This is a genomic window from Pararhodobacter sp. CCB-MM2 (assembly GCF_001691415.1).
Lineage (GTDB): Bacteria > Pseudomonadota > Alphaproteobacteria > Rhodobacterales > Rhodobacteraceae > Pararhodobacter.
This window is the reverse complement of sequence record NZ_LRRR01000002.1, coordinates 212,186-225,432: the sequence shown is the minus strand read 5'-3', so window position 1 is coordinate 225,432 and position 13,247 is coordinate 212,186. Positions and strand designations below refer to the sequence as shown.

The 13,247-nt window shown below is 63.6% G+C and carries 10 protein-coding genes; 3 read left to right on the top strand and 7 right to left on the bottom strand.

Annotated features, from left to right (window positions below; genetic code table 11):
- Window positions 1-58: 58 nt before the first annotated feature.
- Together BCY78_RS03930 and BCY78_RS03925 are read left to right on the top strand one after the other, a co-directional pair.
- Entirely contained in the window at window positions 59-1,036 is a 978-nt protein-coding gene (locus tag BCY78_RS03930; protein ID WP_068298153.1) for a CoA ester lyase, read from the top strand.
- Window positions 1,029-2,300, top strand: coding sequence for a glycerate kinase (locus BCY78_RS03925; RefSeq protein WP_068298150.1), 1,272 nt, complete (start codon window positions 1,029-1,031; stop codon window positions 2,298-2,300). The genes BCY78_RS03930 and BCY78_RS03925 overlap by 8 nt, the downstream gene beginning before the upstream one ends.
- On the opposite strand, the gene BCY78_RS03920 is transcribed toward BCY78_RS03925, so the two are convergent.
- The 5 genes from BCY78_RS03920 to BCY78_RS03900 form a co-directional block, all read right to left on the bottom strand.
- Window positions 2,297-2,704: a group II truncated hemoglobin gene (locus BCY78_RS03920; protein WP_068298644.1), complete on the bottom strand. Its 408-nt coding sequence runs from the start codon at window positions 2,702-2,704 to the stop codon at window positions 2,297-2,299. The genes BCY78_RS03925 and BCY78_RS03920 overlap by 4 nt on opposite strands.
- A gap of 25 nt (window positions 2,705-2,729) precedes the next feature.
- Window positions 2,730-5,099 carry a trimethylamine-oxide aldolase Tdm gene (tdm, locus tag BCY78_RS03915; RefSeq protein ID WP_068298146.1) on the bottom strand — a complete coding sequence of 790 codons (2,370 nt, stop codon included), beginning with the start codon at window positions 5,097-5,099 and terminating at the stop codon, window positions 2,730-2,732.
- 38 nt (window positions 5,100-5,137) lie between these two features.
- Window positions 5,138-6,028, bottom strand: a complete 891-nt coding sequence (gene folD, locus BCY78_RS03910; protein WP_068298144.1) for a bifunctional methylenetetrahydrofolate dehydrogenase/methenyltetrahydrofolate cyclohydrolase FolD — start codon at window positions 6,026-6,028, stop codon at window positions 5,138-5,140.
- 60 nt (window positions 6,029-6,088) lie between these two features.
- Entirely contained in the window at window positions 6,089-7,765 is a 1,677-nt protein-coding gene (locus BCY78_RS03905; protein WP_068298141.1) for a formate--tetrahydrofolate ligase, read from the bottom strand.
- 247 nt (window positions 7,766-8,012) lie between these two features.
- Complete coding sequence (locus BCY78_RS03900; RefSeq protein WP_068298138.1) at window positions 8,013-9,359, bottom strand: NAD(P)-binding domain-containing protein; 1,347 nt, start codon at window positions 9,357-9,359, stop codon at window positions 8,013-8,015.
- 163 nt (window positions 9,360-9,522) lie between these two features.
- Here BCY78_RS03900 and BCY78_RS03895 point away from each other — a divergent pair, with 163 nt between their 5' ends.
- Entirely contained in the window at window positions 9,523-10,824 is a 1,302-nt protein-coding gene (locus BCY78_RS03895; protein ID WP_068298135.1) for an ABC transporter substrate-binding protein, read from the top strand.
- Between the two features lie 21 nt (window positions 10,825-10,845).
- Here the strand turns inward: BCY78_RS03895 and BCY78_RS03890 are convergent, their stop codons facing one another.
- The gene (locus BCY78_RS03890) at window positions 10,846-11,565 is read right to left on the bottom strand and encodes a FadR/GntR family transcriptional regulator (protein ID WP_068298132.1); all 720 of its coding nucleotides are present in this window, start codon (window positions 11,563-11,565) and stop codon (window positions 10,846-10,848) included.
- Between the two features lie 135 nt (window positions 11,566-11,700).
- Window positions 11,701-13,074: an ammonium transporter gene (locus tag BCY78_RS03885; protein ID WP_068298129.1), complete on the bottom strand. Its 1,374-nt coding sequence runs from the start codon at window positions 13,072-13,074 to the stop codon at window positions 11,701-11,703.
- Between the last annotated feature and the right edge of the window lie 173 nt (window positions 13,075-13,247).

Below are 13,247 nucleotides of genomic sequence, written 5' to 3'. Positions count from 1 at the left end.
TTTTTCGCAAATCCCAGAAGGACGTCCCCCTGAGTCGTCACCGGAAAGGATTTCGCGCATGTCGTTTCATCTGATCGAACAAGCCCCCGCCCGCCTCAATCGCTCGGAACTTGCCGTTCCGGGGTCGCAGCCGCAAATGTTTGAAAAAGCGGCGCAATCCGATGTTGATGTCATCTTCCTCGACCTCGAAGATGCAGTCGCCCCGGATGAGAAAGCGCAGGCGCGCAAGAACATCATCAAGGCGCTGAACGATATCGATTGGGGCACCAAGACGATGTCGATCCGCATCAACGGGCTGGACACGCATTACATGTATCGCGACGTGGTTGACGTCGTGGAGCAGGCCGGTGAACGGCTGGATCTGATCATGATCCCCAAGGTCGGGACCGCTGCGGATGTCTATGCCGTCGACATGATGGTCACGCAGATCGAAGACGCGATGGGCTACAAGAAGCGCATCGGCTTCGAGCATATCATCGAGACCGCGCTTGGGATGCAGAACGTCTCCGAGATCGCCGCAGCGTCGAAGCGCAACGAAAGCCTGCATTTCGGGGTTGCCGATTACGCCGCCTCGACCCGTGCGCGCACCACGATCATCGGCGGGGTGAATCCGGATTATGCGGTGCTCACAGACCCGTTGGCCGATGGAAGCCGCGCCACCCATTGGGGCGATATGTGGCATTACGCGCTGGCCCGGATGGTGGTCGCCGCCCGTGCCAACGGCCTGCGTCCGATTGACGGACCTTTCGGCGATTTTCAGGACCCCGAGGGCTATCGGGCCGCCGCAAAACGCGCCGCGGTGCTGGGCTGCGAGGGGAAATGGGCGATCCATCCCAGCCAGGTGGCCCTCGCCAACGAGGTGATGAGCCCCTCGGAGGCCGAGGTGACCAAGGCGCAGCGCATCCTCGCCGCGATGGCCGAGGCCGAGGCCGCCGGCAAGGGCGCAGTCTCGCTGGATGGCCGGTTGATCGACTATGCCTCGATCCGGCAGGCCGAGGTACTGGTCGAAAAAGCGCGCCAGATCTCCGGTGCGTGACCGTCTCGCCGCGTTGAAGGAGGCAGCGCGTGAGGGATTCGCCGCTGCCATCCGTCGGGCCGATCCGGCCCGCGCCTTGAGCCGCTGCCTGTCCACGAACCCGCCGCCGCGACCCGGCCCGGGCGGCCGCACGCTGATCATCGCCGTGGGCAAGGCCGCGCCGGCGATGACACGGACGCTGTTGGCGCAAGTCTCGGGAAAGGTTGAGGCAATCTGCGTCACGCAGGCTGGCAATTGCGACGATGCGGGGCGCGCGTTGGTTTTTCGCGCGGGTCATCCCGTCCCCGATGCCGTGGGGGCCGAGGCCGCGCAGGCGGTCATCGATCTTCTGCGCAGCGCGGGCCCCGAGGATCAGGTGATCGCGCTCATATCCGGGGGTGGGTCGGCCTTGCTGCCCGCCCCCGCTTCCGGGATCACGCTGACGGACAAGCAGGCCCTGAACGCGGCGCTCTTGCGCAGTGGCTTGGACATCACGGCGATGAACCTCGTGCGCCAGCAGGTGTCCCGGCTGAAGGGCGGCGGGCTTCTGCGCCTTGCTGCACCCGCGTCGGTCACCGCCTATATCCTCTCGGACGTTGTGGGCGACGACCTGCGCACCATCGCCAGCGGACCGACCGTCGCCCCCCTCGGCACGCGGGCCGCGGCGTTGGCGTTGTTGCGCGACACGGCGCTGACGGAGGCGTTGCCCGCCAGCATCCTGACCCATCTGCACCAACCCGAGGACCTCAGCCCCTTGCCCCCGGCCATCAATCACCTGATCGGCGGCAACACCCAGAGCGTCGAGGCCGCCGCCCAGGCCCTTGCGCCCGATTTCACCGTGATCTCCGATCCCGAACCGCTGATTGGTGACGTCGGAACGGCAGCCGAACGGCTCTTCGCGACAGCATGGCATCACCGTGGTCATACGGGGCCATTGGCGCTGGTCTGGGGCGGCGAGACCACGGTGCGATTGACCGGACCCGGTCTGGGCGGGCGCAATCAGGAGCTGGCCTTGCGGGTCGCGGCTTTGGCCGATGCCCGGCCCATCGTCCGACCGTGGATGTTCCTGTCGGGCGGGACGGACGGGCGCGACGGCCCGACGGATTCCGCGGGCGCGATCACCGATCAGCGCAGCCTGCCACGCCTGCGCAAGGCCGGCGCCGACCCCGAGGCAATGTTGGCGGCCAATGACAGCCACAACGCGCTGGCGCTGTCGGGCGACCTGCTGCGCACCGGGGCGACGGGCACCAATGTGGCGGATATCCAGATCCTGCTGCTGGGCTAGGGAGATCCAAGGCGCCAGTCCGGCACCTCGTTGACCAGGATATGCGCCACCCGCCGCAGGGTCGCGCGCAGCTGGTCGACCACGGGTCCGCTCATCCCGCAATCGGACAAGGCCGCGTCGAAAGTATCGAGCCATAGCTCGGCATCATCGGCGCGGATCGGCACATGGTCATGGATCTCGCGCAGGTTCATATGGCCATGGCGTTCCCGGTAATAGGCCCGCCCGCCGAGGAAGCCGCACAGGAATTCGAACTGGGCCTGCCGCGTATGCGACAGGCCATGGCCGCGAAAGTGCAGCCGATGCAGGGAATGGACCGCCGGATCGCTCTCCATCCGATCGTAAAAGCGGGTGACCAGCCGGTGCAGCGCCTCTTCGCCGCCAAGGGCCTCCAGAGGGGTCTGCATCGGCGTCGTCATCCGCAAAGCCGGATCAGGACCGCGGCCGGGTCTTCTGCGGGTCGTAGTGCGCGAAGGGTACGATCCGGGCCGGCAGGCGCTTCTGATGCCCGTCAAGCTTGCCGATCTCGACCTCGGTCCCCTCGGCGGCATGGGCCACGTCGATCCGCGCCAGAGCAATGTTCTTGCCCAGCAGCGGCGAGCGCATCGATGATGTCACCTCGCCGATCTGAGCGCGCCCGATATGCACGCAATCGCCATGACCGACCGCGACATTGCTGTCGATATCCAGACCCACCAATTTGCGGGAGGGATGCTCCTTGCGGCGGATCAGGGCGTCGCGACCGATGAAATCGTCGGGCTTGCTCTTCAGCGGGACGGTGAAGCCGATACCGGCCTCGAACGGGTCGGTCTGGTCGCTGAAATCGTAACCGGCGAAGATCAGGCCGGCTTCGATCCGCAACATGTCCAGCGCTTCCAGCCCCATCGGTTTCAGGCCATGCGGCTTGCCGGCCGCCCAGACCGCGTCGAAGACGGCGTCGGCGTGCTTGGGATGGCAGAAGATCTCATAGCCCAGCTCGCCGGTATAGCCGGTGCGCGAGACGACGACCGGGATGCCTTGATCGTCGCCGATGCGGGCGGGGGCGAAACGGAACCAGTCCAGCGCCTCGAAGCGGGGTTGATGGGGCGCGGTCCAGATCACCTTCTTCAGGATCTCGCGGCTTTCCGGCCCCTGCACGGCGATGTTGTGCTGCATGTCGGTCGAGGCGCGAACCAGCACCTTCAGCCCCAGCTCGGCCGCTTTCTCGCGCAGCCATTCGCCGCCATAATCCGACCCACCGATCCAGCGGAAATTGTCCTTGCCCAGCCGGAACACGGTGCCGTCGTCGATCATGCCGCCATGCGGGTAGCACATCGCCGTATAGACGACGCCGCCCACCGGCAGCGTCTTCATGTTGCGGGTGAAGACATATTGGCAGAGCGCCTCGCTGTCAGGTCCGGTGATCTCGAACTTGCGCAAGGCGCTGAGGTCCATGACCACAGCCTTCTGACGGCAAGCGTGGTATTCCTCGATCGGGCCGGCGGTCGACATGCAATTGGCCAGCCAATAGCCGTTATACTCGACGAAGTTCTGGGTGAAGCGGGCGAAACTGTTGTGAAAGCCAGTCTGTTTGGTCATTTTCGGCTCCGAGTCGGGCGTCGGGCGATAGGCAATGGCCCGCTGAAAGGTTTCCTTGCCGCTGTAGGTGCGGACATGGATGTCGGTCGGGTTCCAGCCATTCGCGGCCGAGGTGTCATCCGGGCAAGCCGAGCTGACACAGACGAGGTCGGTCAGCGCGCGCAGCAGCACATAATCGCCGGGGCGCGACCAGGGCTCGTCGGAATACATCACGCCATGCGCGTCGAGCCCGGTGTTGAAGAAGAAGTTGATCGCCATCCAGCCGCGCCGGGCATTGACGCCATGCGGGGCCAGCGCGGCATTGAAGTTGTCCGAGCAATTGACATGCCCCGGATAGCCGATGTCGTCGTAGTATTTTGACGAACAGGCCAGCGCGAAGGCGTCATGCCGTCCGCAGGTATCTTGCACCACCTCGACCAGTGGCAGCATGTCATGGTCGTAATATTTCGCGTGCAGACCGGGCATCGGATAGGCGTGTTCCATCAGCGTGCGCGTGGTCGTCACGTCCAGCGCATGGACGATGCCCTTGTCCAGCTTGCGCGCGGCGAAACACTGGAAATCCGTACATTGGCGCCCATCCACATCGAGGATCTGGATGTAATCCCCCGCCTTGACGAAATAGGCCTCGGCGGTGGCGGAATGCACGCGGATGTCGCTGACGGGCTCTGCCAGCGGATCGGGCAGCTCGAAGCGGGCGATCTGCTTGATCACCGCGCGGCGCACCATCACCGTCAGCGGCGTGGCGGTATCCTGCATCTCGAAATCCATGATGCCGCCCGGCGCAGCGATGATTGCCACCCCTTCGCGCGTGGCGGTGAAGCTTTGGGCTGTTCCCGCGGGAGTCTGACTGTCAAACAGCGTGATGGCCTGGGCCTTGGACAGGTCGATGCCGCGCGCTTCCAATCCCAACCGCAGGCTGCGCAAAGAGGCATCGCCACTGGTGACCAGCGCCATCAGCCCCGTGGGCGCGGCATGGGCTGGCACGCCCAAAAGGCCGGGATCGCTGGCCCCCTTGGGATCGGCGCAGACGATCTCGCAGGGCTGGCCGCCCTCGGTGTTCTGCACCTCCAGCGTGTCGCCGGCCTCGAGCCGGATCAGGATCGCGCCCGAGCCCTCGACGACATAGCGCTCGGTGCCCGGCGGCATCGAGAAGACACGCGGCTGGATGAGGCCGCTGGGCCGGGGCGGGCCGGCTTTCACCGAGGGATACTTGTCGTCCAGCATGGGCTCCACCCTTTCGCTTGGCGTTCAGACTTGGCGGTTCAGGCCGTGAGCCCTTCAGGCTCGCGCAGGCCATGGGCGCGGCAACAGGCGGTGACCGTATTGGCCAGCAGGCAGGCGATGGTCATCGGCCCCACGCCACCCGGGACCGGGGTGATCGCTCCGGCCACGGCGGCGCAGCTGTCATAATCGCAATCACCGACCAGCTTGGTCTTGCCGTCGCGCTCGATCCGGTTGATGCCTACGTCGATCACCGTCGCACCGGGCTTGATCCATTCGCCCGGCACCATTTCGGCGCGACCGACAGCGGCGACGACGATATCGGCGCGACGCACGACGTCGGGCAGGTCCTTGGTGCGGCTATGCGCAATCGTCACCGTACAACTGTCGCCCAGCAACAGCTGCGCCATCGGCTTGCCGACGATGTTCGAGCGCCCGATCACCACCGCGTCCAACCCGGACAGGCTGCCATGATGGTCGCGCAGCATCATCAGACAGCCCAGCGGCGTGCAGGGCACCATGGATTTCTGGCCGGTGCCCAGAAGTCCGACATTCGAGATATGGAAGCCGTCGACGTCCTTGGCCGGGTCGATGGCGTTGATCACCAGATCCTCGTCCAGATGCTTGGGCAGCGGCAGTTGCACCAGAATTCCGTGCACCGATGGATCGGCATTGAGCCGGGCGATCAGGTCCAGAAGCGCCGCCTCGCTGGTGGTCGGCAGAAGCTTGTGCTCGAACGAGTTCATCCCCGCTTCGACCGTCTGCTTGCCCTTCGAACGGACATAGACTTGGCTGGCGGGGTCCTCGCCCACCAGCACCACGGCCAGACCGGGGGTGATCCCGTGATCGGCCTTCAGCCGCGCGACATGGGTCGCGACATCGCCGCGAATACGGGCGGCAAAGGCTTTCCCGTCAATGATTTGAGCCGTCATCGTCATTCCTCGTTTCGCCCTTGGCGACGGGGCGGCCCGGCCGGGCCGCCCGCGCAGTCTTCAGAACAGGCCTTCGATCTGGCCCGCATCGTTCAGGCGGATGCTCAGCGCGCTGGGTTGGCGCGGGAGGCCCGGCATGGTCATGATCTCGCCGCAGACGACGACGATGAAGCCCGCGCCGGCACTCAGACGGACCTCGCGCACCGGCACCGAGTGACCCGTCGGCGCGCCGCGCAGGTTGGGATCGGTCGAGAACGAGTATTGCGTCTTCGCCATGCAGACCGGCAGATGGCCGTAGCCCTGCTCTTCCCACAGCTTCAGCTGGTCGCGGATCTTCTTGTCCATCAGCGCCTCGTCGGCACGGTAGATCCGCTTGCAGATCGTCTGGATCTTGTCGGCCAGCGACATCTCGTCCGGATAGATCGGCGCGAAATTGGCCTGACCCGCTTCGGCGATCTCGGCCACCTTGCGCGCCAGATCGGCCGATCCTTCCGAGCCCAGCTCCCAGTGGCGCGACAGCACGGCCACGGCGCCTTGCTTCGCGACGTAATCCTTCACCGCCTGAATCTCGGCATCGGTGTCGGTGACGAAGTGGTTGATCGCCACCACGACCGGCACGCCGAAACTTTTCAGGTTCTCGATATGGCGGCCGAGGTTGGGGCAGCCCTTCTTCACCGCCTCGACGCTCTCGGCGCCCAGATCGGCCTTGGCGACGCCGCCATTCATCTTCATCGCCCGTACCGTGGCCACGCAGACCACGACCGAGGGCGCCAGCCCCGCCTTGCGGCACTTGATGTTCATGAACTTCTCGGCGCCCAGATCGGCACCGAAGCCGGCCTCGGTGACGACGTAATCCGCCAGCTTCAGCGCGGTGGTCGTCGCGATCACCGAGTTGCAGCCATGGGCGATATTGGCGAAGGGGCCGCCATGGACGAAGGCCGGGTTGTTCTCCAGCGTCTGCACGAGGTTCGGCTGCATCGCGTCCTTCAGCAGAACGGTCATCGCGCCCTCGGCACCGATATCGCGGCAATAGACCGGGCTGCGATCCCGGCGATAGGCCACGATCATGTCGCCCAGCCGTTTTTCGAGATCCTTCAGGTCATTGGCGAGGCACAGGATCGCCATGACCTCAGACGCCACGGTGATGTCGAAGCCGGCCTCACGCGGGAAGCCGTTGGCCACCCCACCCAGCGAGCAGGTGATCTGCCGCAGCGCACGGTCGTTCATATCCACCACCCGGCGCCAGACGACGCGGCGGATGTCGATATCCAGCTCGTTGCCCCAATAGATATGGTTGTCGATCATCGCCGACAGCAGCGAATGGGCGCTGGTGATGGCGTGGAAATCGCCGGTGAAATGGAGGTTCATCTCCTCCATCGGCACGATCTGCGCATAGCCACCACCGGCCGCGCCGCCCTTCATGCCGAAGTTCGGACCCAACGAGGCCTCGCGGATACAGATCATCGCCTTCTTGCCGATGCGGTTCAGGCCATCGCCCAGACCCACGGTCGTGGTGGTCTTGCCCTCGCCCGCGGGGGTCGGGTTGATCGCGGTCACCAGTACCAGCTTGCCGTTCGGACGATCCTTGACCGAGTTGATGAAATCCTGGCTGACCTTGGCCTTGTCGTGACCATAAGGCAGCAGATCCTTCGAGGAGATGCCCAGCTTCTTGCCAATCTCCATGATCGGTTGCTTGGTCGCTTCGCGCGCGATCTCGATGTCACTCTTGTAGCTCATGGTCTTCGCTCTCTGTCGGTTATCTGAGGGTCAGGGCCACCCGGTCACAGGCCGGAAGTTTCCTTATGCTCAATCTTTTTTCCTATACGTCAACATAGAATCTGCGCTGACGTTGAATTCCCGGACAGGGTCTGCCGCCGGACCTGAAGGAGCGGCAGCAGAATTCCTTGCGTGGAAACAAGAGCTTCCAAGCGGGAAAAACGCCGGCCCGAGGGCCGGCCAGTGTCTGTCGGAACCGGGGGACAGCTTAGTTCCGCAGATAGGCTGACATGCTGTCGTCCAGCGCATCCTTCCACGGCGTGTGATGCACGGGCGCCATCGTGCCGGTGATCACCGAGGCGTAGGAATTGTTCCGGAAGCCCATGATGTCCTTCATCTTGTGCTTCTTCCATTCGAAGAAGGCCTCGCAGGCCCCGTCGATGTTGAAGCTGGGATAATCGGTCTCGGCCACCAGTTCCTTGACGTAATCCGCCTGATACTTGATCGCGTATTTGGTGTCGTCCGAGGCTTCCTCGCGCGCTTCACGCTCCTTCACGTCGGCCAGCATCGCGGCCTTGTCGGTGGGCAGGGCGATCTTGCCCATGATCGCGTCGCGGACCCACCAGGCCTGTGCGTCGAACATGTTGAAGGTGAACCACTGGTCCTGCATCCCGAGGTAGAACAGCTTCGGATTGTGGACCCAGGCGACCCCCTTGTAGAGATCGGCGGCGGCCAGACGGTTCTTTGTCTTCAGCCGCAGATCGTCCGGCAGGAAGTTGAAGAAGTGCTTGTAGCCGGTGCATAGGATGATCGCGTCGATCGGTTTGGTCGTGCCATCCTTGAAATGCGCGACATTGCCGTCGACCTTGACCAAGGCGGGCTTCTCTTCCCAGTTGGCCGGCCAATCGAAGCCCATCGGCGCCGAGCGGTAGCAGCTGGTCACCGATTTCGCGCCGTATTTCCAGCATTGCGACCCGATGTCTTCGGCCGAGTAGGACGAGCCCATCACCAGGATGTCCTTGCCTGCGAATTCGCGCGCATCGCGGAAGTCATGGGCGTGCAGCAGGCGGCCGTTGAAGCTTTCAAACCCCTCGTAATACGGCACGTTCGGGGTCGAGAAATGGCCCGAGGCGCAGATCACATGATCGAACTCCTCGGAATACACATAGTCCTTGTTGTGGTCGTGCAGGGTTACGGTGAACAGACCCGTGTCGTTGTCGTATTCGACCCAGCGCACCACGGTGTTGAAGCGGATCCAGTCGCGGACCTGCGCCTTCTTCACCCGGCCTTCGATATAGTCGAACAGCACGGCGCGCGGCGGGTACGAGGCAATCTGCTTGCCGAAATGTTCCTCGAAGGAATAGTCGGCGAATTCGAGACCCTCTTTCGGGCCGTTGGACCACAGGTAGCGGTACATCGAGCCATGCACGGGCTCGCCATGCTCATCAAGGCCGGTGCGCCACGTGTAGTTCCAAAGCCCGCCCCAATTGCCCTGCTTCTCGAAGCATACCACCTCGGGGATCTCTTCCCCCTTGGCCGCGGCGGATTGGAAGGCGCGAAGCTGTGCCAGACCCGACGGTCCGGCCCCGATGATCGCGACGCGTTTCTTGCTCATGGAGGGGCTCCCTTGGTGTTTTTAATTGGTTCTCTGTGGTCCAGACCAAAGTTCGCAGCGGTCGGACCAAAATGTCAACAAATATTCACGGCAGGCATATTATTTCGTTACCAGGAACATAATTTCCCTTTTGACTTCAAAGGGTCCGGTGCTACGAATTGGTATGCTCAACTCCAGTTTCGCGCACCGCATGGCGGTCACATCCCTGTTTCCGCAGAATCGGGTCGGCATGAACGAGCCGGTGAAGATCGGCTTTCTCGCGCCCCTGACCGGGCCGGTCAGCTCCTGGGGTTTGCCGGGGCTGAACGGCTGTCGGCTGTGGGAGGATTGGCTCAACCGCGCGGGCGGTATGCTGATCGGCGGTCGGCGCTATCCCGTTGCCCTCGTGCCCTTCGATTGTGGCTATGACCCGGAGCAGGCGATGGAAGGCGCGCGCCATCTGGTGCATCGCGAACAGGTGCGCCTGCTCATGATGTTGGGCGGCGACACCTTCACCCCGTTGCGGCAATTCCTGAATGACAACAAGGTCCTGACCTCTACCCTGTTGCCCAGCGACCTGTCCCCCGACACGCGCTATCTGATCGCCCCGTCCGAGGTGCACCCCCTCTACAACGTGACCGGCGTCGACTGGCTGTCGCGCACCCGACCGGGCGTGCGCAAGGTGGCGCTGTGCAGTCAGAAGGATGCGCTGGGGCTGCCCTCGATCGCGACCTACCGCGCGGCCTTCGAGGCGGCCGGGATCGAGATCGTCAAGGATATCCAATACGACCCGAACGAGACGGATGTCGCGGCCATCGTGCAGCCGATGCTGGACGCGCAACCAGATCTGGTCTGCTGGTGTACCAGTTACACACCAATGGTCCACGCGATGACCGAATACGCCTTCCAGCAGGGCTACAAGGGCGAGATCCTGTCCTGCACGCTGGACAACTACCAGCGACTGGTTGCGCGCACCTCGGTCGACTTCATGGACGGTGCGATCTTCCAGTTCCCGGATTTTGACGACCCGAAGCTGGCCAAGAAGGCCTTTTTCTTCAACCGCCCCAGCACCTTCTTCAAGGAATACAACGCCCGCTATCCCGACAGCTGGAGCGCGGTGAGCTGGGAATATGTCGCGATCCTCGACCTGTGGCACGCGGCGGTGGAGAAGGTAGGTTCGGTCAATCCGGTGTCGGTGTTGAACACGATGAAGCACATGGACACCACGACCCATGCCTTCGGCTCGGCCCGCTGGTGGGGCGAAAGCATCTTCGGCATCGACAACGCGCTGATCGGCGACTGGCCGGTGGTCACGCTTCAGGAGGGTCGTGCGCGGATCGCGGAATTCGGCTCGATCCCCGCCTGGCTGGAGAAGCATGAATCGCTGCTGCAACGCCATCTCGCCGAAGTCGGCCAGCTTTGGCAGCAACGGCTGGAGAGCACCGGTCAGAAGACCGGCCTCACCTCACGACAGGTGGACAGCTGACGAGCCGCGCAAACTTCGCAATCAACCGTCGTGCAGGAACAGCTTCTGTTCTTCGACCAGATGCAGCTTGGTGATCTCGACCGCGGCTTCGACATCGCGGGTGGCAATGGCGTTGAACAGCGAGTTGAAGCGCGTCTGGTATTCCTGAATCCGGTCCGGCGTCAGGTGCTTGCGCATCAGCGCGGTGCGGAAGGACTGGCGGCAGACCTCGATCGTCAGCTCATAGCAGGATTCCAGCAGCGGATTGCGCGTCGCCTGCGCGATCCGGCGATAGAACTCCTCCTCGCTGCGGATGAATTCGTTCAAATCCGTCCGCACCGCTTCGATCCGGGCGACGGTCTGCGCCAGCGCATCCACTTCGCGCGGGGTCATGTTCATCACCGCCAGCCGCGTCATCTCGGGCTCGATGATGGAACGCACGATCAGGTGGTCCAGCGGACTGGTCCTTTCACCGATGGAATCGGGAGACGGAGTTTCAGGCCGCGCCGATTGGTAGATCACGAAACTGCCGCTCCCCTGACGGCGGCGGATCAGCTTGCGCGTTTCCAACACGTCCAGCGCCTCGCGCACGGTATTGCGCGACACCCCCAACTCGGCCGCCAGCGCCCGTTCCGAGGGCAGGCGGGAATCCGGGGGATATTCGCCCGACCGGATCCGCGCATAAAGCGTGTCGATCACGATGCGGACGGTCTCGCCGACGGTTTGGCCGATAGGCAGCTCCGCGGTGGGCAGTGAGGTCATGATGGCTCTACTTCGAAACGGTACAGGACCAAGGCATGCCTGAAGCATAAGCAGGGGTCCGGTGAGCCACAAGCACGACCCGACGAATAATGAGGGCCCCGGCACCAGGCCGGAACCCTCTGCTTTCTGTGGCCGTCAGGCACGACGCGGGGTGTCGGCGTGGGTCACCACATCGGGCTCCAGCCCCCAGCGCACGATATCGAGCCCCTTGATCTGGTCGGCATCCGAGACCTTCAGCCCGGTCGTCGCCCGCAGGACCACCGACAGCACCAGACCCGTAACGACCCCGGCGCCGATGCACAAAACGATCCCCGCCAGCTGCATCAACAACGAGATCTCACCATGCTGGAAAGCGTAGGTGCCTTCCTCGATCCCGAGATAGCCACCGCGCGGCGTACCGGCCTTGAAGAGGCCCAGCAGGATCATGCCGAAGACGCCGCTTCCCAGGAACAGCGGGAACAGCTTGTGCTCGTCGATGCCCCGCTTGAGCGTGAATTCGTAGACCGCATAGGACACGAACGGCGCCGCGAGGCCGATCAGGAAGGCCTGCCAAGGCAGCCAGACGTCGAAGCCCGAGGCGCCCGCCACATAGCCGGCGAGCGGTCCCAGCAGGGTGTAGGCATAATTGCCCGAGCGATAGGCCAACAGCAGGCCGGTGATCGCGCCCCCCGCCCAGACGAGGGCATAGTTCCCCAAGGCGATGCCGATGCTGGTATCGGCCATGGTCACGCTGACGGCATGGGCTTCGGGATCGAAGAAGAACAAGCAGGACATGATGACCATGGGCAGGCCGGCAAAGATGATCAGCAGCCCCGGCGCGCACAAGCCGATGCTGGGCGCCAGATAGGCGCTGACTTCGGGGTGCGGCTCCATCATGCCGGGGCGTTTGCCCATCTGCGCATTCAGGATCAGCGCGATCCCGGCCGGGTACATGTAGACGAAGCCCACGCCGAAGAAGTCATGAAAGCCAAGGTTGGTCAGCGGACCGACCGAGCCCCAGGTCACCCAGCTCAACACCGACGAGCCCAGCGTCGCCACGATGCAGGTGACGTAATAGGCCGACGGCTTCATCCGCTCGGAGACCGAGAAATGCAGCAGGATGTTGATGATCCCGGCGAACACCGCCAGGAAGAAGACGAAGATCTGGAACGTGTTCAGGCCCGGAAAGACCGCCGGGTCGACATGCTGGGCCATCGCGTTGGTCAAGGTGCCTCCCAGCCACCAATCCCGAATGGAATCCATCAACGTGCCGTCGACCATGATGTAGTATTGCGCGGCCCAGAAGCCGAAGCCGATCATGTAATAGGTCGCGAAGCCCAGGAAGAAACCCAGGGTCTTCTCGATGGTCGAATTGAACAGGCTGCGCCGCCGCGCGGTACCGGCATCGATCAGCAGCAGGCCGACAACGACCAGCAATGCTCCGACCGTGCCGGACGCGTAGAGCACGTTTTGCACCAGTGAGTTCAAGGTGACTTGTTCCGCGTAGAACGCGGTTGCTTCGCCGGACATCAGTTCCTCCCTCTTCTGTCCCTGCAAGAGCCCGCCAGCTTTTCTTTGCGGCTTTGAGAGCGGCTTAAGGACAAACGTCGAGAGGCGCCTGCCACCGATCGGGCTGAGTACCAATTCAGACCGGTTGCGGTCATCCTGGGCACTGGAAAAGAATGTCCGAGAATTGGCCCTTT

Excerpts from the sequence above, each read along its gene's own strand:
- BCY78_RS03930 (WP_068298153.1), top strand. The coding sequence starts at position 59 with ATGTCGTTTCATCTGATCGAACAAGCCCCCGCCCGCCTCAATCGCTCG.
- BCY78_RS03920 (WP_068298644.1), bottom strand. The coding sequence starts at position 2,704 with ATGCAGACCCCTCTGGAGGCCCTTGGCGGCGAAGAGGCGCTGCACCGG.
- tdm (WP_068298146.1), bottom strand. The coding sequence starts at position 5,099 with ATGCTGGACGACAAGTATCCCTCGGTGAAAGCCGGCCCGCCCCGGCCC.
- folD (WP_068298144.1), bottom strand. The coding sequence starts at position 6,028 with ATGACGGCTCAAATCATTGACGGGAAAGCCTTTGCCGCCCGTATTCGC.
- BCY78_RS03905 (WP_068298141.1), bottom strand. The coding sequence starts at position 7,765 with ATGAGCTACAAGAGTGACATCGAGATCGCGCGCGAAGCGACCAAGCAA.
- BCY78_RS03900 (WP_068298138.1), bottom strand. The coding sequence starts at position 9,359 with ATGAGCAAGAAACGCGTCGCGATCATCGGGGCCGGACCGTCGGGTCTG.
- BCY78_RS03895 (WP_068298135.1), top strand. The coding sequence starts at position 9,523 with ATGCTCAACTCCAGTTTCGCGCACCGCATGGCGGTCACATCCCTGTTT.
- BCY78_RS03890 (WP_068298132.1), bottom strand. The coding sequence starts at position 11,565 with ATGACCTCACTGCCCACCGCGGAGCTGCCTATCGGCCAAACCGTCGGC.
- BCY78_RS03885 (WP_068298129.1), bottom strand. The coding sequence starts at position 13,074 with ATGTCCGGCGAAGCAACCGCGTTCTACGCGGAACAAGTCACCTTGAAC.